Below are 23,220 nucleotides of genomic sequence, written 5' to 3'. Positions count from 1 at the left end.
GGATGTTGACCGGACCGGTCGGCGGCGGCAGGAGTGCGGCCTGATGTCATGTCTCGATCCGATGCTCGACGCCGCGCTGCGGGAGCTTGGCCGGCAGCGGCAGCTGCGCACGCTGGTGCCCGGCAGCCCGTCATCCGGCCATGTGATGCGCGGCGGCCGGATGCTGCTGAACGCCTCGGCCAACGACTATCTCGGGCTGGCGCAGCACCCGCTGCTGGCCGAGCGCGCGGCTGAGTGGGGCGCCAGGCATGGCACCGGGGCCGGCGCGTCGCGGCTGGTGACGGGCACGTTCGAGCTGCACCGGCGCGTCGAGAGCCGGCTCGCCGCGTTCAAGCAGACCGAGGCGGCGCTGCTGTTCGCATCCGGCTGGCAGGCCAATGCGGCAGTGCTGCCGGCGCTGCTCAAGGTGGCGCGGGCCGGCGCAGGCGCTGCGCCCACGGTGTTCGCCGACCGGCTGATCCACGCCAGCCTGCATCACGGCATCCAGGCGGCCGGGATCCGGCAGGTGCGCTTCCGCCACAACGATCTCGAGCAGCTCGAGGCGATGCTGGCCGACCATGCGGGCCAAAGCGGGCAGTGCTTCATCGTCACCGAGAGCGTGTTCAGCATGGATGGCGATCGCGCCGACATCGGCCGGCTCCGGGCGATCGCCGCGCGGCACCGGGCCTTCCTCTATGTCGACGAGGCCCATGCGACCGGCGTGCTCGGGCCGGCGGGCGCCGGGCTGTCGGTCGAGGCGGGCGGCGTCGACCTGGTGATGGGCACCTTCAGCAAGGCGTTCGGCAGTTTCGGGGCGTATGTCGCGGGTTCGCAGGTGCTGTGCGACTACCTGGTGAATGCCTGCTCGGGCTTCATCCACACCACGGCGCTGCCGCCGCCGGTGCTGGGGGCGATCGATGCGGCACTCGACCTGGTGCCCGGAATGGATCCGGATCGCGCGAGAGTGGCGGCGGCGGCGGACCGGCTGCGGGCGGCGCTGCTCGAATTCGGGATCGACACCGCAGGATCGACGACGCAGATCGTTCCGGTGCTGGTCGGTGACGCGGCGGCAGCCCTCGACCTGGCGGCGGCGATGGAGCGGCTGGGGGTGCTGGGCGTCGCCATCCGGCCGCCGACGGTACCGCCTGGCCGCAGCCGGATCCGGCTTGCCTTGAGTGCTGGCCACGATGAGGCGGACCTGGAACGCATCATCGCAGCGCTTGCCGCCGGGCTCGTGGAGACCGGACTTTCGCCAGGCGCCGGCCGATGACCCGGCAATCGTTCCTCTTCGTGCATGGCTGGGGCTTCGATGCGGGGGTCTGGGATGCTGTCCGCAGGCTGCTTCCCGAGGCCAGGACCAGCGTGGTCGAGCTCGGCTACCTGGGCGGGAGGCCGTGCGACTTGCGGGATGTGTCCGTCCCCGAGGGTACGGTCGCCGTTGGGCACTCCGGCGGCGTTCTCGATCTGCTGCTCGATCTTCCGGTGGCGTGCCGCGGGCTTGTCGCGATCAACGGCTTCACCCGTTTCGCCGCGGCGCAGGACTTTCCGGAGGGAGCACCGGTGCGCGTGCTCGACCGAATGGTGAAGCGGTTGGCGATCGACCCGGCAGCGACCGTGGCGTCGTTCCAGGCTCGCTGCGGGATCGATGTCCGAGGGCCGGATAGGGAGCGGTATTCCGATCTGGATGCTGGGCGCCTCACGGCTGGGCTGGTGCGGCTGCGCGACGGCGATGCGCGTGGTGCTCCGGCGACCTTCGGCCTGCCGGTGATGGCGCTCGCCGCTGCCGACGATCCGGTGGTGCCCGCTGCCCTGACCAGCGCCTGCTTCGACCGTGCCTCGATCGTGTGGAGCGATGCCCCCGGCCATGTGCTGCCGCTGAGCCGGCCGGACTGGTGCGCCGACCGGCTGCGCGCGTTCGCCGCGACATGACCATCCGCTCGATCGGGGCCAGCTTCGGGCGGGCGGCGGCGTCGTACGAGGGGGCTGCCACGGTGCAGCGCCTGGTTGCGGAGCGGCTGGCGAACCGGATCATGGCATCGGGTCCGCTGTCCGGGGGCGAGCATCCGCGCATCCTGGAAATCGGCTGCGGCACCGGCCTGCTGACCCGGGCGCTGCGCCGGCGGATGCCCGCCGCGACGATCATCGCCACCGACCTGGCACCCGGGATGCTCCCGGTCACCCGCCGCTCCATGGCCGGCGACGATCGGCTGCAGGTGCTGGCAATGGACGCGGCGCTGCCGGCGGTATCCGGTGAGTTCGACCTGGTCTGCTCGAGCCTGGCGCTGCAATGGCTGCCGGACCCGCCGGCCGCCCTTGGCGCGCTCTGCAGGCTGCTGCGACCGGGTGGACGGCTGCATGTCGCAACCCTGCTGGCCGGCACCCTGGCGGAATGGCGTGCGGTGCGGGACGCCGAGGCGATGCCTGATCCGGGGCTGCAGTACCGGTCTGTCGAGGACATGCGCTGCGAGTGCGGTGGAGAGTGGGAGAGCGAAAGTATCGCAAGCGCGTATCCCGACGGAGTGTCGTTCCTGCGTGCGCTGCGGGCGATTGGTGCGGACCGGCCTGCGACCGGCGTCAGGCCGGTCGGAGCCGGCCGGATGCGCCGCGCGTTGCATCGGTTCGAGGCCGAGCACGGGGCCGTTGCCTCGTATTGCGTGGGGTTCGGACACCTGCGACGGCCGGTGCGGCCCGGGGTGTTCGTGACCGGCACCGATACCGGGATCGGCAAGACGCTGGTTTCGGCTTGCCTGGTCCGCGCGTGGGGCGCCGAGTACTGGAAACCGCTGCAGACCGGTCTGGATCAGGATCCGGGGGACAGCGCCGTGGTCCGGGAGTTCGGAGGCGATGGCGTTCGGATCCATCCGCCGGCGCTCGAACTGCAGGCACCGTTGTCGCCGGAGGATGCGGCTGCCCTTGAACGGGTCGCGTTCGACCCCGGGGTCGTGCGCCTGCCGGACGGCGAGGGTCCGCTGGTGGTCGAGGGGGCAGGGGGCGTGCTGGTGCCGATCGGCGGGGGCCTGATGATGACCGACCTGATCATCCGGCTCGGCCTGCCCGTGGTGCTGGTCGCGCGCAGCGGCCTGGGGACCATCAATCACACCCTGCTGAGCCTGGAGGCGCTGCGACGGCGCGGCATCAGCGTCGCAGGCGTGGTGCTGAACGGGCCGCCTTCACCGGGCAATCGTGCAGCGATCGAGCGGCATGGTGATGTCAGGGTGATTGCAGAGATCCCGTGGCAGGCCGGCCTCGACCAGGGGGCGGTGACCCGGCTGGCGATGTCGATGCCTGGCCTCCCGGAGGCCCCATGGAAGATCGTGCCGGACGCCGCCATATCTTCGACAGTTGGAGGGACCTACACATGACCGAAGAACGTGCCGTGCTCGCGGGTGGCTGCTTCTGGGGCGTCCAGGATCTCATACGCCGGCAGCCCGGTGTCATCAGCAGCCGCGTCGGCTACTCCGGCGGCGAGGTGGCGAACGCGACCTATCGCAATCACGGGAACCACGCCGAGGCCGTCGAGATCGTCTTCGATCCGGCGAAGACCAGCTTCCGGGCGCTGCTGGAATTCTTTTTCCAGATCCATGATCCGTCGACCCGTGACCGCCAGGGCAACGATCGCGGCGCCAGCTACCGGTCGGCGATCTTCTACACGAGCGAGGAGCAGCGGCGGGTTGCTCTGGATACCATCGCCGATGTCGACGCGTCCGGCCTGTGGCCCGGCAAGGTGGTGACCGAGGTGGCGCCGGCCGGCCCGTTCTGGCAAGCCGAGCCGGAGCATCAGGATTACCTGGAGCGGATCCCGAACGGCTACACCTGTCACTTCGTCAGGCCGGGCTGGGTGCTGCCGAGGCGAGCGACCGCCGCCTGAATTCCCGCACCGGCACTCATCGGCGAAAAGGCTTCGGGAACCGGCCTCGGGCGTCGCCTGTTCAGCCGTCATGAGTGTGACCCAGCCCCTGCCGATCCTCGCCACCGCAGCCCAGGCTTACAGGCTGCTGTGGCGTTTTCGAGTGCTGCACGCCAAGGCGATCTGGCCGCCGGTGGTATTCCTGGTGACGGCCGAGTTCCTGTATCACCGGGTCGTCGGCAAGGCACACGGCCTCTCGGGCAAATTCGATGCCGTGCTCGCCGCACATTGGTATGTGGTGGCGGGCGCCGCGGTCGCGTGGCTCCTCGGGCTCAAGTTCCTGCTGTCATTCAGCATCTCCTGGCGCCGCCACATCCTGCTCGATGAGCCGTTCGACCCGTTCTTCTTCAAGCGGCCGTTCTGGAGATACCTGGGCTTCCTTCTGCTCACCTATGCCTGGGGGGTCCCGCTGGTCGGGCTCTCCGGCCTGGCTGCAATCCTTGTTGCCGGCGGGCACATGCCGCGGGGCGGGGAATTGGTCGTTCTCGTGCTTCCTGCAGCAGCGGTCGCGATCAGCCTGTGGGCGATAATCCGCCAGGTGCCGTTCTTCACCGTGCTGGCCCTGGACCCTCCGCAGCCCGGGTGGCGCAAGAGCGTGAACGTCATGGGCGGCAACGCGGGGCGCTATGCGATCGTGTGGATCATGGTCATGTTGCCGGTGGTGCTGCTCAATCTCGGGCTCGATACCGGGCTGCAGCTGGCGAATGCCGACCCGCACCATGTCGCAGTAGCGCTCGGCGAGTCGGCGTTCCGGCAAGCGATGCTGTTCCTGCACTTCTCGCTCGGAGCGTCGATCGGGGCGTGCACCTACATGACGACGCTTGCCGGCGGCCCGCGGGCGCTTCCGCTAGGCCAGCCGGTAGCGGTGCGCGCCTAGTTGTAGCGGCGCAGCAGGCCGACCAGGCGGCCCTGCACACGGACGCGGTCCGATGGCACGATGCGGGTCTCGTAGCGCGCATTGGCCGGCTCGAGCGCCACGGCACTTCCACGTCGACGCAGACGCTTCAGGGTGACCTCCGCATCGTCGATCAACGCCACCACGATCTGGCCGTTATCGGCGTTGTCGGATCGCCGGATGATGACCGTGTCGCCATCCAGGATGCCGGCCTCGATCATCGAATCACCGGCGACCTCGAGCGCGTAATGCTCACCGCTGCCGATCAACGCGAGCGGCACCTCGACATGGGCGCCGGTGTCCCGGAGCGCCTCGATCGGCAGGCCTGCCGCGATCCGCCCATAGAGCGGGAGCTGGATCGCACCGACGCCGGCGGCTGCAAGCACTCCAGGCAGCCTCTGGCTGAAGTCGCCCTTGATGACGTTCGGCAGGAACGGAGCCTGGCCCGGATCGAGATCGTCCGTCGGGAGGTGATGCCCGTCGGCAGGAAGCCCCTCGGCGCCTGCGGGAGGCGTTGCCACCACACTCGTCGGGCCAGCCTCGGGCAGACGCAGCACCTCCAGCGCCCGCGCCCGGTGATGCCGACGGCTCAGGAAGCCGCGCTCCTCGAGTGCCGAGATCAGGCGGTGGATTCCCGACTTCGACCGCAGGTTCAGCGCGTCCTTCATCTCGTCGAAGCTCGGTGAGAAGCCGGTCTCTTTCAGATGGCGGTCGATGAAGCTGAGCAACTCGTGCTGCTTGCGTGTGAGCATCGTGACGTCCTAGCCGGCCGCTGCATCTGCACCCGCACGCCACGCGCGGAACAAATAGGCAACCTGAGCGTGTGTTCTAGATTGGTTCATGTTCCCTGGTCAACCGTCAGATGCCGAGTCGGTCCAGGCGCAGGATCTCGACCTCGCTGCCGGCATCCGCCGCTGCAGCATGCGGCGCGCGCAGGATCAGAGCCTCTGACGCGGCCAGGCGCCGGAGCATGCCGGAATCCTGGCGCGGGAACGGCGTCACCAGGAATCCCCCGGGGGTGCGCGTGAGGGACCCGCGCAAATGGTCGGCGCGGTGGTCGTTCGCTTCGAGGGGTGTCGCCAGCACGGCGCGCTCACGTTCCAGGCCGCCCAGCCAGCCATCGGCCGCACCGCCGGACAGCACCTGCAGCGCCGGCATCAGGAACAAGAGCCCGCAAACCAGCGCCGAGACCGGATTGCCGGGCAGGCCGAGCACCGGGATGCCGGCCTCGCCGGCGCCGATACGGCCGTGCATCAGCGGCTTGCCGGGCCGCATGGCGATCTTCCAGAAATCCACCTCGAGCCCCCGCTGGGTCAGCGCTGCCTGCACCAGGTCGTAGTCGCCGACGCTGGCGCCTCCGATCGTCACCAGCATGTCGATGCCGGCGAGGCCGTCGGTTGCGCGGGCGATGGCGTCGGCATCGTCACGCACCAGCGGCAGCAGCACCGGGATGGCGCCGGCGGCCCGCACCAGGGCGGCCAGCATCGGAGTGTTGGAGTTGGTGACGCCGCCGGCGGGGATCGGCTCGCCGGGCAGGGCCAGTTCATCGCCGGTGGCCAGGAGGGCGATGCGTGGACGGCGATGCACGGTGATCCAGGCATGGTTGCCGGCAGCTGCCACGCCGATATCGCGTGCGCCCAGCCGGCGCCCGGGCTGCACGACCAGGTCGCCCTTGGTGAAATCCTGGCCACGGGGCCGGATGTTGCGGCCGACCGACACCGGCTCGCGTACCATGATGTCGATGCTGCCGTCCGGCATCTCGAGTCGGTCGGCATTTTCCTGGATCAGCACGCAGTCGCTGCCGTCCGGGATCGCGCTGCCGGTGAACAGGCGTATGCAGGTTCCGGCCGCGACATGGCCGCCGAAGGGATGGCCTGCCGGGGCCTCGCCGATGAGATGCAGGCGGCTGCCGGAAGTGGCATCGGCGCTGCGCACCGCATAGCCGTCCATCGCGGATATATCAGAAGGTGGATTATCCAGCCGTGCGTGCAGGGGGGCGGCCGCGACCCTGCCCCAGGCTTCGGTAAGCGAGACCGTCTCGGCCGGAACCGGACGCAGACGCTGCAGAACCCGGCTTCTCGCCTCATCCACACTCAACATGCTGCTGTACGCTCCTGCCCGGCTCGACCCCGCGGCGGCGGCGCCACCAGGGTATCGGCATGGCTTAGCCGAGCCTGGGCGTGTTGTCGCACCAGCGGCGCATGGGGACGCGTGCAACAGGACGCTTGACCTCGGGGCGCGGGATGAGCATTTTCCCGCCCCTTATACCAATGCTGCGACCAGCGCCCTGGCGGCTTCCTTTTCGGAATGCCGGCCGCGGAGCCGGGCCGCGACGGCGGCAGGCAGAGCCAGACGCAGAGGCACAGGACCCATGGCGAAGAGCAACACCATCCAGATCAAGCTCGTGTCGAGCGCCGACACCGGCTATTTCTACGTCACCAAGAAGAACGCGCGCGCCCAGACCGGCAAGCTCGAGCTGAAGAAGTACGATCCCGTTGCGCGCAAGCACGTGGCGTTCCGCGAAGCCAAGATCAAATAGCGCCGATCTCGCGCCGCATCGGCGCGGGACCTGGTTGATAGAGAACAGCGCGATCCGGGCTCCGGTCGCGCTGTTTTGGTTTCCGGGCTCACCGCCCGGGCGGTCGCTCAATACAGCTTGTTCTTGCCGTAAGGCACGACGATGTCGGTCGGCTCGGCCAGGTTCAGCATGGCGCGAGAGCGCTCGTCGAGGGTATCGGCGTCCAGCCCCTTGTCGCGCAGGCCGGAAACGCGCTGGTTCCAGGCCGCATTCTCGAACAGGGCGGCCTGCTTGGCGTCGTCGGCCTGCTGCAGGAGCTGCAGCTGGGCTCGGTAGCTGCGCAGGCCGTGGTCGCCCTGGGTGGCGTTCCAGCCAAAATAGCCGACCAGCGAGAGGAACAGCACGGGCGGAATCACCGCCTTGACCTTGCGCTTGACCGCGCGTCCGAAGCTCATCTGCTCTCTCACTCCACAAGCCGGCGATGCGGCACCGGGCGACGCCGTGGCACGACGCGGCGGCTCGGCGCCCCCTCTCGTGGAGCGCCTCCCTGGCGCCCCTGGCGCGGGGCGCCTCCTTGGCGCTATGTCCGCACGGCGGAACAGGCGAATGCAAGAGGTCTGTCGCAGTTGTCGGCTGTTTTGGCCGCTTTCTCATGTCCAGCAACGGAACCTCGCATGACGCCCACCTACCTTCTGGTCGAGCCGAGCCATTACGAGGTCTCGTATTCGATCAACCCGTGGATGAAGCCGGGGGTCTGGTCGGAGCATCCCGAGCAGCATCTGGCCGAAGCGCGGGCCGCGTTCACCGCGCTGAAGATCGCCCTGCGGGATGCCGGCGGCGAGGTGCGTGTCACCGACGGGGCGCCGGGACTGCCGGACATGGTGTTCCCGGCCAATGCGGGCATCGTCCTCGATCGCAAGGCGCTGGTGGCTTCGTTCCGCCATCCGCAGCGGCAGGGCGAGGAGGCGGTCTTCAAGAGTGTGTTCGAGCGGTTGCAGGCGGAGGGTGTTCTCGACCAGGTGGAGAGCCTGCCGGCGGGCATGTTCCAGGAAGGTGCCGGCGACTGCATCTGGGATCGCACCCGCTCACTCGCCTGGACCGGCTATGGGCCGCGCTCGAGCCCGGAGGCACCGGCCCACATAGCGCGGGTGTTCGATATCGACATCGTCCGGCTCGAGCTGGCGACAGAGCAGTTCTATCACCTCGATACCTGCTTCTGCGTACTGCCGCATGGCGAGGTGTTCTACTATCCGGCGGCCTTCACCAAGGCTGGGCTCGGGCTGATCCGCGACGTGGTGCCGGCCGATCGGCTGATGGAAGCCACTGCGGACGATGCCGCCCGCTTCTGCGTGAACGCGGTGGCGATCGACCGCACCATCGTGATGGCGCAGCCGACCGCCCGGCTGAAGCAGCGCTTCGCCGAGCGGGGTTACATGGTGAAGGAGGTCGGGCTCGCGCCGTTCATCCTGTCCGGCGGTGGAGCCTACTGCATGACGCTGAGGCTGGACCTTGCGACCCGCGGCCATAGCGCCGGCGTCGACCAGGATCTGGACCCGAGCGAAGCCTGAGCCACCGGCGGCCCAGGCTTCGCCTGCGGATCAGGCGCGCAGGATGGTGCGGCCGGCGTAACGTGCCGCACCGTCCAGCTCCGCCTCGATGCGGATCAGCTGGTTGTACTTGGCGGTGCGATCGGAGCGCGACAGCGAGCCGGTCTTGATCTGGCCGCAGTTGGTGGCGACGGCGAGGTCGGCGATGGTGCTGTCCTCGGTCTCGCCAGAGCGATGGCTCATCACCGCGGTGTAGCCGGCCTTGTGGGCGATCTCGACGGCCTCGAGCGTCTCGGACAGCGTGCCGATCTGGTTCACCTTCACCAGGATCGAGTTCGCGGTCTTGGCGGCAATACCGCGGCGCAGGCGCTCCGGGTTGGTCACGAACAGGTCGTCGCCGACCAGCTGGATGCGGCCGCCCAGCACGCTGGTCAGGTGTGCCCAGCCTTCCCAGTCATCCTCGTCCAGCGCGTCCTCGACCGACATGATCGGGTAGCGGGCGCACAGGTCGGCGATGTAGGCGACCATCCCGCCGGCATCGAGCGACTTTCCTTCACCTTCAAGTTCGTATTTGCCGTTCTTGTAGAATTCGGTGGCAGCGCAATCGAGCGCGAAGGTGACGTCGTCACCGGGCTTGTAGCCGGCCTTCTCGACCGCCCGGGTGATGAAGGTCAGGGCCTCGTCGGCGGATTTCAGGCCCGGCGCGAAGCCGCCCTCGTCGCCGACATTGGTGTTGTGGCCGGCGTCCTTCAGGCCCTTCTTGAGCTGGGCGAAGATCTCCGAACCCATCCGGATCGCCTCGGCGACGGTGGCGGCGCCGACCGGCTGGATCATGAATTCCTGGATGTCGATCGGGTTGTCGGCATGCTGGCCGCCATTCACGATGTTCATCATCGGCACCGGCAGGGTGCGGGCATAGACGCCGCCGACATAGCGATAGAGCGGCACCTGCAGCTCTTCCGCGGTGGCCTTGGCGACGCCGAGCGAGACCGCCAGGATCGCGTTGGCGCCGAGGCGGGACTTGTTGGGGGTGCCGTCGAGGTCGATCAGCGCGTTGTCGATCGCGACCTGCTCGGAGGATTCCACGCCGGCCAGCGCCTCGAGGATCTCGCCCTCGACGAAGCCGACAGCCTGCAGCACGCCCTTGCCGCCGTAGCGGGACGGGTCGTTGTCACGCAGCTCGGCCGCCTCGTGCGCGCCGGTCGAGGCACCGGAGGGGACGGCGGCACGACCCTTGGCGCCGGAGGACAGCTCGACATCGACCTCGATTGTGGGGTTGCCGCGACTGTCCAGGATCTCGCGCGCGACAATGTCGACAATGGCGCTCATGCTGTCTCACCCTTTGTTCCGGACCGGGCGTGGTGTCGCACCGGGGTTGTTCCGACGGGCCCTTTTGCACCACCTCGCCCCGCTTTCCGCAAGTCCGGGTTTCCGCAAGCCAGGCGGCGCGCATCGGTCCCGGACATTGCGCGCGCGGCGCTCGGCTGCGAGCTTGCACCGCTTCAGCACCCTTGAAGGAACCGCACGATGAAACGGCTGCCGTTGCTCGCGATCGCCCTGGGAGTTGGCGGGCTGGTCCCGTTCCTGGCCTGCGCCGTGGGGATCCTGTTGTTCAGTGGCCAGGTTCCGGCGCCGCGGCTGGTGCTGGCGATGATCGATTACGGCGCGGTGATCCTGTCGTTCCTGGGGGCGGTGCATTGGGGACTGGCGCTCGCCGGCGACCCTTTGGGCACGCCGATCGCGGCTGGGGCTGTAACGCACCGGCTGACGCTGAGCGTGCTGCCGGCGCTGGTCGGCTGGGCGGCGCTGCTGATCCCGCTGGTGGCTTCCCCGGTGCTGGCGCTGGCGGTGCTGCTGCTCGGGTTCCTGCTGACGACGCTGGTCGAGGCCCGTGCGTCCCGGGTGGGACTGATCCCGCCGGGCTACATGGCGCTGCGCTGGCTGCTGACCGCCGTGGTCATGCTGTGCCTGGCGGCGGCGATCCTGGCGCGGCTGTGAGCGGGCATTCCCTGCCGGATCTGCAGGTGCGGACCGAGGCGGGCGTCGTCGAAGGCCATCTCGCCCGGACAGCGATGGGGCCGGTGGGGGTGTGGCGCGGCATCCGTTACGCCGAGGCGCCGCGGTTCGAGGCACCCCGGCCACCGGCGCAGTGGACCGGTATCCAGGGCGCGCGGGCGTTCGGTCCCGCCTGCCCGCAAATGGTGCCGGGACTGTCGCGGCCGTTCGGGGCGTCGGGCGACCATCCCGACGAGGCTTGCCTGGTGCTGAACATCTTCTCGGCCGGCACCGACGCGCCGCAGCGGCCGGTGATGGTCTGGATCCATGGCGGCGCGTTCGTGCTCGGCTCGGCCGACATGTACGACGCCACCCATTTCGCGGCGTCCGACGAGATCGTCGTGGTGACGATCAACTACCGGCTCGGGCTGCTCGGCTTCCTCGATCTCGGCCATGCGCTGGACGAGCCGCGCTGCCCGGGCAATCTCGGCCTGCGCGACCAGATCGCGGCGCTGCGCTGGGTGCGGGACAACATCGCGGGCTTCGGGGGCGACCCGGACAGGGTGACGATCGCCGGCGAGTCGGCAGGATCGGTGTCGGTGTCGCTGCTGATGCTGTGCCCCGATGCGCTTCCGCTGTTCCATGGCGCGATCATGCAGAGCGGCGCGCTCACCATCACCCACGAGGCGGCGCGGGCGGAGGCGCTGGCGCATCGCTTCCTGGTGCTGCTGGGCGAGCCGGCGCCGTCGCTGGAGCTGCTGCAGGCGCTGCCGGTGCGGCGGCTGCTCGAGGTGCAGCGGGCGGTGCAGCAGGAACTCACCGCCGAGGTCGCGGGTCTGCCGTGGTTCGACGGCTCGCTGCTGCCGGCGAGCCTGGCCGATGCGGAGCGTATCGCCACGCCGCCGATCCCGCTGCTCGCCGGCACCAACCGGGACGAATACCGGAGTTTCGAGATCCTGCCCGGCGGCGTGCGGCAGCGGCAGCGCGACAAGCTCGAGCAGATGCTGCGCCGGCGGCTGGGCGAAGGGGAGGTGGATGCGATCCTGGAGGCCTACCCGATGACCCGGCAGGGCAGCCTGCAGCTTGCCACCGACATCTATTTCGGAATGCCGACGCTGCATTTCGCGGAACGTCACGCGACCCTGCATGCGGGTCAGGCGGGGACCTGGTTCTACCGCTTCGACATCGCCCACCCGCTGCTGGGCGCGGCACATGGGCTCGACCTGCTCTATCTGTTCGACATGCACGGGCTGTTGCCGGCGGCGTTGCGCGGTGGACCGCTTGCCGGAACACGGGCGGCGCTGGCCGGCAGGATGCGCAGCCACTGGATCGCGTTCGTGCGTGATGGCCAGCCGAATGCCGACTGGCCGCCGTTCGAGCCGAGCCGACGCACGACCAAGCTGTTCGATCGTGTCGACCGTCTCGCCGACGATCCGCATGCGCTGCGGCGCTCGGTCTGGCCGTTGACGGACCAGGAGGCCGAGCCGGCCTCGATCATGAGCTGACCGGTCGGGCAGCTTCAGCCTCGGCCGCGGATCACCTGGGCCAGTTCGGAAGCGCGGTTGTCGGTCAGGCTGGAGAGGAAATCGTTGATCAGGCGGTAGCTGTTCTCCAGGCCGCTGGAGGCGGTCGGCGCGGAGTCGCCCATCAGGCCGAGGATCCGCGACGCGCGATAGGAGAGGGCTGTGCCGCTCCCCTGGATCAGGAGTTCGCGGGCGGCGTCGGAGCAGGCGTCCAGCAGGGTGTCGACGGCCGCGTAGGCGCCGATCTCGATTTCCATCTTGCGGGTGTGGGTGAAGATCCGGTCGCGGGCCAGGCTCTTGGCGGCGTTGATGCCGCTGGCGACCGTCTCGCCGCCGGCTTCAACCAGGCTGGAGCGGAACACGCCGCCGAGGATGGCGGGCTGGTTGGCGAAGAAGCTGGCGACGCACTCCTCGATCAGCAGGTCGACCGCCTTGCCGCGCAGCCAGCGGACGCGCTGGCGGTCGGAGCGATCGTGCCGGAACTGCTCGAATTGCGCGCGCAGGGTTGGTGGCAGCAACGCGAGCAGCAGCTCCTCCACCTCGAAGGTGTGCAGGATGCCCATCTCGATGCCGTCCTCGATGTCGATGATGGCGTAGCAGATGTCGTCGGCGGCCTCGACGAAGTAGGCCAGCGGATGGCGGCAGAACACGCCCGGCTCGACCTCCAGCAGGCCCATCGAGTGGGCGATGGTGGCGAACACCTCGCGCTCGGAGTCGAAGTAGCTGAACTTGCCGGGGCGGTAGCGGGGCGCGTGGGTGGCGGACCAGGGGTATTTGATGAAGCTGCCCAGCGTCGCGTAGGTCAGCCGCAGGCCGGCGGTGTCGACCAGGCTGGTCAGCAGCCGGAAGCCCTGGGCGTTGCCCTCGAAGGTGGTGAGGTCCTGGATGCAGGGCTGCGCCATGCCGGCGAAGAAGGCGGCGTCGTGCTTGGCATACCAGTCGCGGATGGCGAATTCGCCGGCGTGGCCGAAGGGCGGGTTGCCGATGTCGTGGGCGAGGCAGGCGGCCTGGACGATGGCCGCGACGTCGGCGGCGACCACGCCGGGTGGCAGCAATCCGTCGGCGTGCAGGCGCTTGCCGGCCAGTTCGCCGAGCGAGCGGCCGACGCAGGACACTTCGAGGCTGTGGGTCAGGCGGTTATGCACGCGGTCGTTCTGCGGCAGTGGGTGCACCTGGGTCTTGCGGCCGAGCTTGCGGAACGGCTCGGAGAAGATCAGCCGGTCGTGGTCCTTCTGGAACTCGGACCGTGCGGTGTCGAGGCGGGGCCGCGGGGCGCCCGACAGTCCGGGGCGTTCGGCGCCGAGCCGGGTGTCGTCGAGCAGACGGTTCCAGCGCATGCAGGGCTCGGTGGCGATGGGGGCGGCATCGATCATGATGGGCAGTGTCTGCGACAGGGCGTCCGACGGCAAACCGGCTGCCGTTTCAGAGGAGGTCGCCGGACTGCAGGAGGGTGACGCCGAGCGCCTGCAGTCGATCCCGCGCCTCCTCGGTGCTGGTGCCGCCGTCGGGACGGGGCATGCCGATCGCGCGCGTGGCGTCCTCGATGACGAAGGTCTCGAAGCCGGCCCGGACAGCATCCTCGGCGGACCAGGCGACGCAGAAATCGGCGGCCAGTCCGCACAGGAACAGCCGTCGGGCACCGCGATCGGCGAGCCACCCTTTGAGGCCGGTCGAGGTGAGGCGGTCGTTCTCGAGGAACGCGGAGTAGCTGTCGAGCTCGGGACGCCAGCCCTTGCGGATGATGAGCTCGATGCGGTGGCTGTCGAGGTCCGGGTGCAGCTCGGCGTTCGGGGACCCCTGGATGGCGTGGTCGGGCCATAGGACCTGCAAGCCGTAGGGTAGCGGGATTGCGTCGTTAGGCTGCCGGTTCGTATGCGTGCTGGCGAAGGAGGAGTGGCCAGGTGGATGCCAGTCCTGGGTGGCGAAGGCGTGGCGGAAACGGGTGTCCAGCAGGCGGTTGATGGTCGGGATCACGGCGTGGCCATCCGCCACCGGCAGTTCGCCGCCGGGCATGAAGGTCGGCTGGACGTCGATGACACCGAGGAAATCGGTGTGCGGGTCCAGCTTCAGCCCGGCGGCGGGCAGGGTTCAGATGTCCTGGGCGGGGAGCGCCAGACCTGCGACCAGGGCGTCGGCGACGCGGCGGGCGAAGGCGGCGGGCTCGGCGGGCACTTCACCATCTTGCACGCGGGCCAGGTCGAACAGCACGTGCGCCACCTCGTCGACGGGCTCCCCGCGACCGACCTTGGCAGCCAGGCCGCGGATCAGCGCGTGATGCGGGTTGATTTCCAGGATCGGCGCCGAGCTCGGCATCTTCTGGCCGCTGCGACGCATCAGGCGCTGCAACTGCAGGTCGGGGCCGGACTGCGACGCCGCGAGGACGACGGCGCTCTGGACCAGGCGGTCGGTCGAGCGGACGTCGGTGACGGCAGCGCCGAGTGCCTGCTTCAGGGCCGGCAGCAGGGTCGCGATATCGGCGCCTTCGGGACGATCGGTCTCGTCGAGCGGGATCTTGGACAGGTCGGCGAGGCCCTGGGTGACGCTCCGCAGGGGCTTGTCGTCGAACTTGTCCAGGCGCTCTGGCCAGAACGCATCGACGGAGTCCGACAGCAGCAGCACCTCGATGCCGCGGGCGCGGAAGCCCTCCAGCTGCGGGCTGCTGGCCAGCGCGTCATGGCTGTCACCGACCAGGAAGTAGATCGCCTCCTGCTCCGGCTTCATCCGGCTGACGTACTCGGAGAGGGAGGCCAGGTTCTGGCCGGGACCGGCATCCGGTGCGACCGGCGCCGAGGTCAGGAAGCGGATCAAGCCGGCGACTTCGGTGCGGTGCTCGGAGTCCTCCCAGACGCCTTCCTTCAGGACGGGGCCGAAATTCTCCCAGAAGCCGGCATAGGCCTCGGCATCCTTGGTCTTGTTGCGCAGCTCGGTGATGACGCGGTTGGTGACCGCCTTGCGGATGCGGGCCAGCACCGGCGTCGCCTGCAGCATCTCGCGCGAGACGTTGAGCGGCAGGTCCTCGGTGTCGACGACGCCCTGCACGAAGCGCAGCCACGGCGGCAGCAATGCGGCCTCGTCGGTGATGAACATGCGGCGGACATGCAGGCGCACGCGGCTCTCGCGGGTGGACTCGACCGGCTCGAACGGGCGCATGCCGGGGACGAACAGCAGGGCGGTGAATTCGAGGGTGCCCTCGGCGCGCCAGTGCAGCGTGGCCCAGGGCTTGTCGAACATGTGGCCGAGATGCTGGTAGAACTCGGTGTACTGCTCCTCGGAGACCTCGCTCCGGGACTTCCGCCAGAGTGCGGTGCCCTCATTGGCGGCGGTGTCCTGTCCGTCGCGGCGGATGGTGATCGGCCAGGTGATGTGGTCGGCCCATTTGCGGACGATGGTTTCCAGCCGGTACGGCTCGAGGAACTCCTCCGCGTCCGGCTTGATGTGCAGGATGATGTCGGTGCCGGCCGTGTCGCGCGTGGCGGGGGCGAGGGTGTAGCTGCCCTGGCCCTCGGACGACCACTTCCAGGCATCCGGTTCGCCGACGCGGCGCGAGATCACCTCGACGCGGTCGGCGACCATGAAGGCGGCGTAGAAGCCGACGCCGAACTGGCCGATCAGGCTGGGGCGGTCCTCGGGCTTGGCGTCGGCGAGGCTCGCGGTGATGTCGCGGCCGAAGGCGCGGGTGCCGGAGCGGGCGATGGTGCCGAGATTGCGGGAGAGCTCGTCGCGGCTCATGCCGGTGCCATCGTCGGTGATGGTGAGCTGGCGTGCCTCCTTGTCCGGATTGATCCGGATCGCGGCACCGTCGGGGAGCGCGCGGGCGGGGTCGGTCAGGGCCTCGAAGCGGCGACGGTCGGAGGCGTCGGCGGCGTTGGCGACGAGCTCGCGCAGGAAGATCTCGCGCTCGGAATAGAGCGCGTGGACGACGAGATCGAGCAGACGTCCGACCTCGGCGCCGAACTCGTGGCGCTCCTCGGTCGGTGATGCGCCGGAAGCCGGCGGATCGATGGGGCTGGTATCGTGTGCGGAGTCCTGGTCGCTCATTGTGTCCTGCCTCGTGACCTGTGACCGGCCCTGTTCGAGCGGGCCTCTGTTCCGCGCGATATGCGCGGGTCCGGGACGTGATTCAACCGGCGCAATCGATCGGGGCCGCTTCCGGCGCCATCACTCACGCATGCCGGCTGGCGGCAGCGACGCCAGCGACACCGGCCGCGCCCGGTAGGCCGACAAGCCGCGGCCGCCGTTGCCGGCCGCGAAGATGGTCTGCGCCGGCACGGAGGGGCGCTCGCGGATGATGTGGCCGAAGCCGCCTAGCGGCCGCGCGCTCGGTGGCTCGGCATCACCGGACTGCGGGCCGCTCGGCGCGGCCTGTGTCGTGCGGGCCTCGGCGACGCCATGGTGCGGTGGTGCAGAGGCTCCGTTGCGATCGAGCGGCTCGGCCCAGGCATCCAGAACTTTTCGCTGGTAGTCGCTGCCGAGGTTCGGCGTCTGGGAATGATACGCGGCGGCGGCATGCGGCCAGCTTCCGGTCTGGTGGAACAGGTCGGTCAGGAAGCGGGCGGCGTAGAGCGCGTTGGCCGCGGGATCGAACGCCTGTTCCAGGCTGCTGAAGCCGTCCGGGTGGAACATCAAATTGATCTGCGTGCAGCCGACATCGATCGACCGGATACCGGCGTTCTGGAACTCATGCGCGGCAGTCACGGCCTCTGCCTTGGAGGCGTAGAAGTGGCCTATGCCCTCGGCGTTGATGGTCCAGGGCCAGGCATGCACGGCATCGGCCTGACGGTCGTAGCGGCCGGTCTCGACGCGGCTGATCGCGCCCAGGAGTTGGTCGGGTACACCAGTCGCTCGTTCCGCCGCGGTCGTTGCCGCCTGGCAAAGGTCGCTGCCCTGAATCGCCCAGGGGGTGGCGCCAGACGGGTTCGTCGTCGCGCGGCAAGGCGCGGCTGCGACACAGACCAGTGCGAGCACGACCGGGCTAAGGTGGGCCTTTCGGGCGGGTTGGCGGGGACGGACCATGCCCCTGGTATGCAGGCCAGACCTTCACAAAGGATGAACGGGCTCGGGAACATGAACCGCGTTGCGAGAGATTCTCATGTTGCGTCGCAAAAACAGTTTGACCGGGGGCGTGCGTGCGACTAAAAGGAACTTGCGGCGCTGCTTAGGCGCGCTGCTTCTTGGACGTTTCCTCCCTAAACTTGGCGGTGCTTCGGCACCGCCTTTTTTTTGGCCGGGGCCTGACCTGCGAAAGCAGCAGCAGGGTCAGGGGATCAGCGTCCGGCTGGTGTCGGCGAGGACCCTGACGAGCTCGGACATCAGCTTCCTGATGCGGTCGAAGCCTGGGAGTTTCTGGTAGGATTTCTGCTCGAGGTAGAGGGCGCGGCTGATCTCGATCTGCAGCGTGTGGATGCCTTGGCGCGGCCGTCCGTAATGGCGTGTGACGTATCCGCCGGCGTACGGGTCGTTGCGACGGACGCGGAACCCCGCGGCTTCGAGAAACCGGTGAGCGGTCTGGATCAGGATGGGTGCGCAGGAGGTCCCGTAGGCGTCGCCCAGGACGAAATCGGAGTCGAGGCCGGCAGCCCGCGGGTCGCCGCGCTCGCCGGGCATCGAGTGACAGTCGAGCAGGGTGCAGCACCGGAAGCGGTCGAAGGTCTCGCGGATCAGCTCGGCCAGTGCGGCGTGGTAGGGGTGCCAGCACCCATGCACCCGGGCCTCGGCTTCGGCGAAGCTCAGCGGCATGGCGTAGATCGGTTCGCCGGAGGAGACCAGGCGGGCGATGGTGCCGAACCCGGCGAGAACCCGGGTGGTCCGGGTGTTGCACCAGGCTGGCAGCTTCTCGGCGAACATCGCCGGGTCGAGCTCCCAGGGCTCCCGGTTGGCGTCGCAATAGACACGCGGGAAGTCGGCGGCCAGGAGGGGCACGTGGTGATCGGGCGCGTCGGCGAACAACTGGTCGACGAAGCAGTCCTCGCTCCGACGCAGGGTGGCGAAGTCCAGGCGAGAACTCTCGATGAAGGCGCGCGGATACACGCTCCCCGAATGCGGCGAGGACAACACGAGCGGCGACCCCGGATCGATCGGGCGGATCACGTGGTACGGAAGTTGGGCGAGCGCCTCGACGGGTCGCAACAGGCTCGGCCTCGTGGTGTCATGGTCGTCGCCCGGAGAGGCCGGGCAGGGGGAGGCTCGGATGATCTCGGACCGCGCCCTCATGTCACCTACGGAGGTCTGCTGCAACGACCTCTCCGACGAGATGATCTGCTCCTGCAAAGCCGGCTTGCGGAACCGCGGAAGCGCTTGTAGAAGCGCCGCAACGGATGGGCGCGTAGCTCAGCGGTAGTAGCACTACCTTGACATGGTAGGGGTCACAGGTTCAATCCCTGTCGCGCCCACCATCCGTTCCCGGCATCAGCCAGTCTTGCAGTCGTGCAAAGATGGCGTTTGCGGCTCCCATCGCCCGATCGTCGGTGTCGGGATCGGATACGCGCTCGAGAGCGTCGCAGATTTCGCGCCAGCGCTCACCGGTCCCCTCACCGTAGACGTTGAAATAGTGGCACGCATCAGCCGGGATTGCCGGGTTGCGCTGCATGTGCCGCCCGATCAGCCGCCCGCCGAGCGTGCTGCCCTCGACCACGTAGAGTGCCCCCATCGCTTCGGGTCGACCGGTCAGGGCAGGTAGCCCGGCGATCGCTGAGAGTGCGGCGATCTCGTGCTCCCGCATCCCACAGGTGAGCAGGTCGTGACGCAGGGCGGACAGCTTGCTCCGGCCCTCGGTCAGGGCGGCGGGAAGGGTGGCCGCGAGGGCCGGCTCGATCGCCCGGTGGAAGCCATGGAAGCGGGCCAGCAGGCGTGTATAGCCGGGAAGGTCGATCGGCCGGTCGATCAGGTCGAGCGCCTGGTCCAGCGCGTCATGGGCCGGTCGGGTCTCGCGGCGGAGGCGGTCCCGCAGATTGGTCCGTTGGGTTGGTTGCTCGGGGTCGGTCATGAGGCGCTCCGGCTGGCATCCAGGGCGGCCTGCAGGATGTAGGACGCGGCCAGCTTGTCCACCACTTCGGCGCGCCTGGCCCGGGTCATGTCGAGGTCGGAGATCAGCATGCGGTTGACCGCACTCGACGACAGGCGCTCGTCCCACAGGGCGGCGGGCAGGCCGGTGGCCTCCGACAAGCTGCGCAGCCAGTCGCGGGCCGCCTGTGCGGCCGGGCCGAAGCTGCCATCGAGGGAGAGCGGCAGGCCTGCAACCAGGCCGCCGACCTGCTCGCGGAGGCCGATGGCGCGGATCTCGGCGGCGGTGGCGGCGAGCTTGCCGCGCTTCAGGGTGGCGTAGGGCGAGGCCAGCATCAGCGACACGTCGGAGAGCGCCAGGCCGATGGTGCGCGCACCCAGGTCGATGCCGAGCAGGCGGGCGTTCGCGGGGAGAGCCGCGCGCAGTTGCAGCATGTTGAACAGAGGCATCGGGAAGGGTTATGGTCCCAGCCCACCCGCGCTGCCAGTGTTCTGGATGCCCCGCGAGCGGATTTGCCTTGGCCCGAGGCGGATCGGCGGCTGGCGGGATGGGTGTTTCTGCAACGATCGAAGGCTTGCCCGATGTCGCTTGACCCCGCGACCGTCCGACGTATCGCCAAACTGGCCAGGATCGGCCTCGACGACGGCGAGGTCGCTCGTCTGCAGGGAGAGCTCGGCGGCATCCTGGGCTGGATCGAGCAGCTGTCCGAACTCGATGTCGAGGGGGTCGAGCCGATCAACGGGGTCGGCCAGGCGGCGCTGCGGATGCGCGAGGACGTTGTCACGGTCTCGGATAATGCGGAGGCGGTGCTGTCGAACGCGCCGGATCGCGCCGGGGCGTTCTATTCGGTGCCGAAGGTGGTGGAGTGATGCTGACCGATCTGAGCCTGGCTGCCGCACTGGCGGGGCTTGAGCGCCGGGAATTCTCCTCGGAGGAGATCACGGCGGCGCATCTGGAGGCGATCGCGGCGCTCAACCCGCGGCTGAACGCATTCATCACGGTGACGGCCGAGCAGGCGATGCAGGCGGCGCGGGCGTCGGATGCGACGCGGGCGCGTGGCGAGGCGGGGTTGCTCGAGGGCGCGCCGATCGCGATCAAGGACCTGTTCTGCACGGAGGGTGTGCGCACCACGGCGGCGAGCCGGATCCTGGGCGACTTCGTGCCGCCTTATGAGAGCACCGTCACGGCGCAGCTGAAGGCCGATGGCGCGGTGTTTCTCGGCAAGACCAATCTCGACGAGTTCGCGATGGGATCGTCGAACATGACGTCGGCGTTCGGTGCGGTGGAGAACCCGTGGAAGCGGCGCGGCGACGATGCGGCGCTGGTGCCGGGTGGATCGTCGGGCGGATCGGCGTCGGCGGTGGCGGCGCGACTGGCACTTGCGGCGACGGGCACGGACACCGGTGGGTCGATCAGGCAGCCGGCGGCGTTCTGCGGCATTGCCGGGATCAAGCCGACCTACGGGCGCTGCAGTCGCTGGGGGGTAGTGGCGTTCGCGAGCTCGCTCGACCAGGCCGGGCCGATGGCACGCACGGTCGAGGATTGCGCGATCCTGCTGCGCTCGATGGCCGGGTTCGATGCCAAGGACAGCACCAGCGTCGACATTGCGGTGCCCGATTATGCGGCGTCGTGCGGTCGCAGCCTGAAGGGGATGCGGATCGGCATTCCGGCGGAATATCACGCGGCGGGCATGCCGGCGGAGATCGAGGCGATCTGGCAGCAGGGGATCGACTGGCTGCGGGATGCCGGATGCGAGATCGTGGATGTGTCGCTGCCGCACACGAAGTATGGGCTGGCGACGTATTATATCGTGGCGCCGGCGGAATGTTCCTCGAACCTGGCGCGCTATGACGGGGTGCGGTTCGGTGAGCGGGTCGAGGCGGAGCAGCTCGGCGAGCTGTATGAGCGGACGCGGGCAGCCGGGTTCGGGGCCGAGGTCAAGCGGCGCATCATGATCGGGACGTACGTGTTGTCGTCCGGGTACTACGACGCGTACTACCTGCGGGCGCAGAAGGTGCGGAGTTTGATCCTGCGCGATTTCACCGAGGCGTTCGGGCGGGTCGATGCGCTGCTGACGCCGACGGCACCCTCGGCGGCGTTCGCGCAGGGCGAGAAGATGGACGATCCGGTGGCGATGTATCTGAACGACATCTTCACCGTGCCGGCGAGCATGGCGGGGATCCCGGGGATCTCGGTGCCGGCCGGGCTCGACAGTTCCGGGCTGCCGCTGGGGCTGCAGCTGCTGGGGCGGCCGTTCGACGAGGAGAGCCTGTTCGCGCTGGGGTCTGCGCTGGAACAGGCGGCCGGGTTCTCGCACCTGCCCACCGTGCGGGCGGGAGCTGTGGCATGAGCTACGTGATCGAGGGGCGTACCGGGCCGTGGGAGCTGGTGATCGGGCTCGAGGTGCATGCCCAGGTGGTAAGCGAGGCCAAGCTGTTCTCAGGCGCTTCCGCGACGTATGGCGGGGCGCCGAACAGCAAGGTGAGCCTGGTCGATGCGGCGTTTCCGGGGATGCTGCCGGTGATCAACCAGGCGTGCGTGGCGCAGGCGGTCCGGACCGGGTTGGGGCTCGACGCGCACGTCAACCTGGTGAGCCGGTTCGACCGCAAGAACTATTTCTACGCGGATCTGCCGGCTGGATACCAGATCAGCCAGTTCACCCATCCGATCATCGGCGCCGGGCGGATCGAGATCGAGCTCGGTGACGGCAGCCGGCGTGAGATCGGGGTGACGCGGCTGCATCTGGAGCAGGATGCGGGCAAGTCGTTGCACGACCAGAACCCGACGCGGTCGTATATCGACCTGAACCGGGCTGGCGTCGGGCTGATGGAGATCGTCAGCGAGCCGGACATGCGTAGCCCCGAGGAGGCTGGCGCGTACGTGCGCAAGCTGCGGACGATCCTGCGGTATCTTGGCACCTGCGACGGCAACATGGAGGAGGGGTCCATGCGTGCCGACGTCAATGTTTCGGTGCGCAAGCATGGCGAACCGTTCCGGACCCGGTGCGAGATCAAGAACGTCAACTCGATCCGGTTCGTGACGCAGGCGGTTGAGATCGAGGCGCGGCGGCAGATCGAGGTGTGGGAGAGCGGTGGCACCGTCGACCAGGAAACGCGGCTGTTCGATCCGCAACGCGGCGAGACGCGGTCGATGCGGAGCAAGGAGGATGCGCACGATTACCGCTACTTCCCGGATCCGGACCTGCTGCCGCTGGTGCTGGACGAGGATTGGGTGGCGGGGTTGAAGGCCGAGCTTCCCGAGCTGCCGGATGCGAAGCGGGCGCGCTTCGTGAGCCAGTACGGGATCCCGCCCTATGACGCGGCGGTGCTGGTGGCCGAGCAGGCGACGGCGGATTTCTATGAGGTGGTGGCGACGGGGCGCGATGCGCGGTTGGCATCCAACTGGGTGATCGGCGAGCTGTTCGCGGGGCTGAACCGGACGGGGCGGACGATCCTCGATAGCCCGGTGACGGCAGCCAACCTGGGCGGGCTGCTGGATCTCATGGCGGACGGCACAATCAATGGCCGTATTGCCAAGGACGTGTTCGAGGTGATGGTCGAGACCGGGGATGCGCCGGCCGACATCGTCGAGCGCAAGGGCTTGCGGCAGGTGGTTGATACCGGCGCGATCGACGCGGCGATCGAGGCGGTGCTGGTGACACACGCCGACAAGCTCGCCGAGTATCGCAGTGGCAAGGACAAGCTGTTCGGGTTCTTTGTCGGTCAGGTGATGAAGGGGATGGGTGGCAAGGGCAATCCGGCGCTGGTCAACGAGGCGTTGCAGCGGCGTCTGGCGACGTGAGGATTGCGGGCGGCGGTCGATTTGACGGCGGCGCGGCCAGGCCGTAGAACCGGCC

23 protein-coding genes and 1 tRNA gene are annotated in these 23,220 nt (G+C 68.9%); 13 read left to right on the top strand and 11 right to left on the bottom strand.

The genetic code is table 11. The features are described 5' to 3' along the window. The first annotated feature begins 43 nt into the window (after nt 1-43). From ACOEQ2_RS01140 to ACOEQ2_RS01120, 5 genes are all read left to right on the top strand, one after another. Complete coding sequence (locus ACOEQ2_RS01140; RefSeq protein WP_419729563.1) at nt 44-1,249, top strand: aminotransferase class I/II-fold pyridoxal phosphate-dependent enzyme; 1,206 nt, start codon at nt 44-46, stop codon at nt 1,247-1,249. Next, nucleotides 1,246-1,908, top strand: a complete 663-nt coding sequence (locus tag ACOEQ2_RS01135; RefSeq protein ID WP_419729562.1) for an alpha/beta hydrolase — start codon at nt 1,246-1,248, stop codon at nt 1,906-1,908. Before ACOEQ2_RS01140 ends, ACOEQ2_RS01135 begins: the two co-directional genes overlap by 4 nt. Continuing rightward, nucleotides 1,905-3,341 (top strand): dethiobiotin synthase, encoded by a 1,437-nt coding sequence (gene bioD / locus ACOEQ2_RS01130; RefSeq protein WP_419729561.1) that lies wholly within the window; start codon nt 1,905-1,907, stop codon nt 3,339-3,341. Before ACOEQ2_RS01135 ends, bioD begins: the two co-directional genes overlap by 4 nt. Beyond that, entirely contained in the window at nt 3,338-3,847 is a 510-nt protein-coding gene (gene msrA / locus ACOEQ2_RS01125) for a peptide-methionine (S)-S-oxide reductase MsrA (protein ID WP_419729560.1), read from the top strand. Before bioD ends, msrA begins: the two co-directional genes overlap by 4 nt. Before the next feature lie 70 nt (nt 3,848-3,917). Next, nucleotides 3,918-4,763 carry a hypothetical protein gene (locus ACOEQ2_RS01120; RefSeq protein ID WP_419729559.1) on the top strand — a complete coding sequence of 282 codons (846 nt, stop codon included), beginning with the start codon at nt 3,918-3,920 and terminating at the stop codon, nt 4,761-4,763. Here the strand turns inward: ACOEQ2_RS01120 and lexA are convergent. Beyond that, nucleotides 4,760-5,533: a transcriptional repressor LexA gene (lexA, locus tag ACOEQ2_RS01115; RefSeq protein WP_419729558.1), complete on the bottom strand. Its 774-nt coding sequence runs from the start codon at nt 5,531-5,533 to the stop codon at nt 4,760-4,762. The genes ACOEQ2_RS01120 and lexA overlap by 4 nt on opposite strands. A 106-nt stretch (nt 5,534-5,639) precedes the next feature. Beyond that, nucleotides 5,640-6,881, bottom strand: a complete 1,242-nt coding sequence (glp, locus tag ACOEQ2_RS01110) for a gephyrin-like molybdotransferase Glp (protein WP_419729557.1) — start codon at nt 6,879-6,881, stop codon at nt 5,640-5,642. 271 nt (nt 6,882-7,152) lie between these two features. On the opposite strand from glp, the gene rpmG reads away from it, so the two are divergent. Next, nucleotides 7,153-7,320, top strand: coding sequence for a 50S ribosomal protein L33 (gene rpmG / locus ACOEQ2_RS01105; protein WP_171834051.1), 168 nt, complete (start codon nt 7,153-7,155; stop codon nt 7,318-7,320). 107 nt (nt 7,321-7,427) lie between these two features. Here the strand turns inward: rpmG and ACOEQ2_RS01100 are convergent, their stop codons facing one another. Further along, a complete protein-coding gene (locus tag ACOEQ2_RS01100) occupies nt 7,428-7,754 on the bottom strand; it encodes an FtsB family cell division protein (protein ID WP_419729556.1) in 327 nt (108 codons plus the stop codon). Nucleotides 7,755-7,973: 219 nt separating this feature from the next. Here ACOEQ2_RS01100 and ACOEQ2_RS01095 point away from each other — a divergent pair, with 219 nt between their 5' ends. Next, nucleotides 7,974-8,867 (top strand): dimethylarginine dimethylaminohydrolase family protein, encoded by an 894-nt coding sequence (locus tag ACOEQ2_RS01095; RefSeq protein ID WP_419729555.1) that lies wholly within the window; start codon nt 7,974-7,976, stop codon nt 8,865-8,867. A gap of 30 nt (nt 8,868-8,897) precedes the next feature. Here the strand turns inward: ACOEQ2_RS01095 and eno are convergent, their stop codons facing one another. Beyond that, on the bottom strand, nt 8,898-10,175 hold the full coding sequence (eno, locus tag ACOEQ2_RS01090; protein ID WP_419729554.1) for a phosphopyruvate hydratase: 1,278 nt from the start codon (nt 10,173-10,175) through the stop codon (nt 8,898-8,900). Nucleotides 10,176-10,373: 198 nt separating this feature from the next. On the opposite strand from eno, the gene ACOEQ2_RS01085 reads away from it, so the two are divergent. Next, on the top strand, nt 10,374-10,844 hold the full coding sequence (locus ACOEQ2_RS01085) for a DUF3429 domain-containing protein (protein WP_419729553.1): 471 nt from the start codon (nt 10,374-10,376) through the stop codon (nt 10,842-10,844). Beyond that, the gene (locus tag ACOEQ2_RS01080; protein ID WP_419729552.1) at nt 10,841-12,346 is read left to right on the top strand and encodes a carboxylesterase/lipase family protein; all 1,506 of its coding nucleotides are present in this window, start codon (nt 10,841-10,843) and stop codon (nt 12,344-12,346) included. Before ACOEQ2_RS01085 ends, ACOEQ2_RS01080 begins: the two co-directional genes overlap by 4 nt. Before the next feature lie 14 nt (nt 12,347-12,360). Here the strand turns inward: ACOEQ2_RS01080 and ACOEQ2_RS01075 are convergent, their stop codons facing one another. The 5 genes from ACOEQ2_RS01075 to ACOEQ2_RS01055 form a co-directional block, all read right to left on the bottom strand. Beyond that, nucleotides 12,361-13,737 carry a deoxyguanosinetriphosphate triphosphohydrolase gene (locus tag ACOEQ2_RS01075; RefSeq protein WP_419729551.1) on the bottom strand — a complete coding sequence of 459 codons (1,377 nt, stop codon included), beginning with the start codon at nt 13,735-13,737 and terminating at the stop codon, nt 12,361-12,363. A gap of 49 nt (nt 13,738-13,786) precedes the next feature. Beyond that, the gene (locus ACOEQ2_RS01070; RefSeq protein ID WP_419729550.1) at nt 13,787-14,377 is read right to left on the bottom strand and encodes a nicotinamidase; all 591 of its coding nucleotides are present in this window, start codon (nt 14,375-14,377) and stop codon (nt 13,787-13,789) included. A 75-nt stretch (nt 14,378-14,452) separates the two neighbouring features. Beyond that, a complete protein-coding gene (gene htpG / locus ACOEQ2_RS01065) occupies nt 14,453-16,402 on the bottom strand; it encodes a molecular chaperone HtpG (RefSeq protein WP_419729549.1) in 1,950 nt (649 codons plus the stop codon). Between the two features lie 120 nt (nt 16,403-16,522). Further along, nucleotides 16,523-17,377 carry a lytic transglycosylase domain-containing protein gene (locus ACOEQ2_RS01060; RefSeq protein WP_419729548.1) on the bottom strand — a complete coding sequence of 285 codons (855 nt, stop codon included), beginning with the start codon at nt 17,375-17,377 and terminating at the stop codon, nt 16,523-16,525. 243 nt (nt 17,378-17,620) lie between these two features. Beyond that, complete coding sequence (locus tag ACOEQ2_RS01055) at nt 17,621-18,574, bottom strand: N-formylglutamate amidohydrolase (RefSeq protein WP_419729547.1); 954 nt, start codon at nt 18,572-18,574, stop codon at nt 17,621-17,623. A gap of 106 nt (nt 18,575-18,680) precedes the next feature. On the opposite strand from ACOEQ2_RS01055, the gene ACOEQ2_RS01050 reads away from it, so the two are divergent. Further along, nucleotides 18,681-18,756, top strand: a tRNA-Val gene (locus tag ACOEQ2_RS01050). Here the strand turns inward: ACOEQ2_RS01050 and ACOEQ2_RS01045 are convergent. Further along, the gene (locus tag ACOEQ2_RS01045) at nt 18,735-19,346 is read right to left on the bottom strand and encodes a biliverdin-producing heme oxygenase (RefSeq protein WP_419729546.1); all 612 of its coding nucleotides are present in this window, start codon (nt 19,344-19,346) and stop codon (nt 18,735-18,737) included. The genes ACOEQ2_RS01050 and ACOEQ2_RS01045 overlap by 22 nt on opposite strands. Then, nucleotides 19,343-19,813, bottom strand: coding sequence for a Holliday junction resolvase RuvX (gene ruvX, locus ACOEQ2_RS01040; RefSeq protein WP_419729545.1), 471 nt, complete (start codon nt 19,811-19,813; stop codon nt 19,343-19,345). Before ruvX ends, ACOEQ2_RS01045 begins: the two co-directional genes overlap by 4 nt. Nucleotides 19,814-19,945: 132 nt before the next feature. Between ruvX and gatC the strand changes: the two genes are divergently transcribed. From gatC to gatB, 3 genes are read left to right on the top strand one after another with little or no spacing between them, the layout of a single operon-like run. Continuing rightward, nucleotides 19,946-20,233 carry an Asp-tRNA(Asn)/Glu-tRNA(Gln) amidotransferase subunit GatC gene (gene gatC / locus ACOEQ2_RS01035; protein WP_419729544.1) on the top strand — a complete coding sequence of 96 codons (288 nt, stop codon included), beginning with the start codon at nt 19,946-19,948 and terminating at the stop codon, nt 20,231-20,233. Then, entirely contained in the window at nt 20,233-21,714 is a 1,482-nt protein-coding gene (gene gatA / locus ACOEQ2_RS01030; protein WP_419729543.1) for an Asp-tRNA(Asn)/Glu-tRNA(Gln) amidotransferase subunit GatA, read from the top strand. The genes gatC and gatA overlap by 1 nt, the downstream gene beginning before the upstream one ends. Then, nucleotides 21,711-23,165, top strand: a complete 1,455-nt coding sequence (gene gatB, locus ACOEQ2_RS01025; RefSeq protein ID WP_419729542.1) for an Asp-tRNA(Asn)/Glu-tRNA(Gln) amidotransferase subunit GatB — start codon at nt 21,711-21,713, stop codon at nt 23,163-23,165. The genes gatA and gatB overlap by 4 nt, the downstream gene beginning before the upstream one ends. Nucleotides 23,166-23,220 lie beyond the last annotated feature (55 nt).

The organism is Lichenicola sp. (assembly GCF_965198575.1).
Lineage (GTDB): Bacteria > Pseudomonadota > Alphaproteobacteria > Acetobacterales > Acetobacteraceae > Lichenicola.
The sequence above is the reverse complement of the archived record's forward strand: the minus strand, read 5'-3'. Positions and strand labels throughout refer to the sequence as shown.

Excerpts from the sequence above, each read along its gene's own strand:
- ACOEQ2_RS01135 (WP_419729562.1), top strand. The coding sequence starts at position 1,246 with ATGACCCGGCAATCGTTCCTCTTCGTGCATGGCTGGGGCTTCGATGCG.
- ACOEQ2_RS01095 (WP_419729555.1), top strand. The coding sequence starts at position 7,974 with ATGACGCCCACCTACCTTCTGGTCGAGCCGAGCCATTACGAGGTCTCG.
- ruvX (WP_419729545.1), bottom strand. The coding sequence starts at position 19,813 with ATGCCTCTGTTCAACATGCTGCAACTGCGCGCGGCTCTCCCCGCGAAC.
- ACOEQ2_RS01075 (WP_419729551.1), bottom strand. The coding sequence starts at position 13,737 with ATGATCGATGCCGCCCCCATCGCCACCGAGCCCTGCATGCGCTGGAAC.
- gatA (WP_419729543.1), top strand. The coding sequence starts at position 20,233 with ATGCTGACCGATCTGAGCCTGGCTGCCGCACTGGCGGGGCTTGAGCGC.
- ACOEQ2_RS01045 (WP_419729546.1), bottom strand. The coding sequence starts at position 19,346 with ATGACCGACCCCGAGCAACCAACCCAACGGACCAATCTGCGGGACCGC.
- gatB (WP_419729542.1), top strand. The coding sequence starts at position 21,711 with ATGAGCTACGTGATCGAGGGGCGTACCGGGCCGTGGGAGCTGGTGATC.
- ACOEQ2_RS01140 (WP_419729563.1), top strand. The coding sequence starts at position 44 with ATGTCATGTCTCGATCCGATGCTCGACGCCGCGCTGCGGGAGCTTGGC.
- eno (WP_419729554.1), bottom strand. The coding sequence starts at position 10,175 with ATGAGCGCCATTGTCGACATTGTCGCGCGCGAGATCCTGGACAGTCGC.
- ACOEQ2_RS01100 (WP_419729556.1), bottom strand. The coding sequence starts at position 7,754 with ATGAGCTTCGGACGCGCGGTCAAGCGCAAGGTCAAGGCGGTGATTCCG.
- bioD (WP_419729561.1), top strand. The coding sequence starts at position 1,905 with ATGACCATCCGCTCGATCGGGGCCAGCTTCGGGCGGGCGGCGGCGTCG.
- ACOEQ2_RS01055 (WP_419729547.1), bottom strand. The coding sequence starts at position 18,574 with ATGAGGGCGCGGTCCGAGATCATCCGAGCCTCCCCCTGCCCGGCCTCT.
- glp (WP_419729557.1), bottom strand. The coding sequence starts at position 6,881 with ATGTTGAGTGTGGATGAGGCGAGAAGCCGGGTTCTGCAGCGTCTGCGT.
- ACOEQ2_RS01070 (WP_419729550.1), bottom strand. The coding sequence starts at position 14,377 with ATGCCCGGCGGCGAACTGCCGGTGGCGGATGGCCACGCCGTGATCCCG.
- htpG (WP_419729549.1), bottom strand. The coding sequence starts at position 16,402 with ATGAGCGACCAGGACTCCGCACACGATACCAGCCCCATCGATCCGCCG.
- ACOEQ2_RS01120 (WP_419729559.1), top strand. The coding sequence starts at position 3,918 with ATGAGTGTGACCCAGCCCCTGCCGATCCTCGCCACCGCAGCCCAGGCT.
- ACOEQ2_RS01085 (WP_419729553.1), top strand. The coding sequence starts at position 10,374 with ATGAAACGGCTGCCGTTGCTCGCGATCGCCCTGGGAGTTGGCGGGCTG.
- msrA (WP_419729560.1), top strand. The coding sequence starts at position 3,338 with ATGACCGAAGAACGTGCCGTGCTCGCGGGTGGCTGCTTCTGGGGCGTC.
- lexA (WP_419729558.1), bottom strand. The coding sequence starts at position 5,533 with ATGCTCACACGCAAGCAGCACGAGTTGCTCAGCTTCATCGACCGCCAT.
- rpmG (WP_171834051.1), top strand. The coding sequence starts at position 7,153 with ATGGCGAAGAGCAACACCATCCAGATCAAGCTCGTGTCGAGCGCCGAC.
- ACOEQ2_RS01060 (WP_419729548.1), bottom strand. The coding sequence starts at position 17,377 with ATGGTCCGTCCCCGCCAACCCGCCCGAAAGGCCCACCTTAGCCCGGTC.
- gatC (WP_419729544.1), top strand. The coding sequence starts at position 19,946 with ATGTCGCTTGACCCCGCGACCGTCCGACGTATCGCCAAACTGGCCAGG.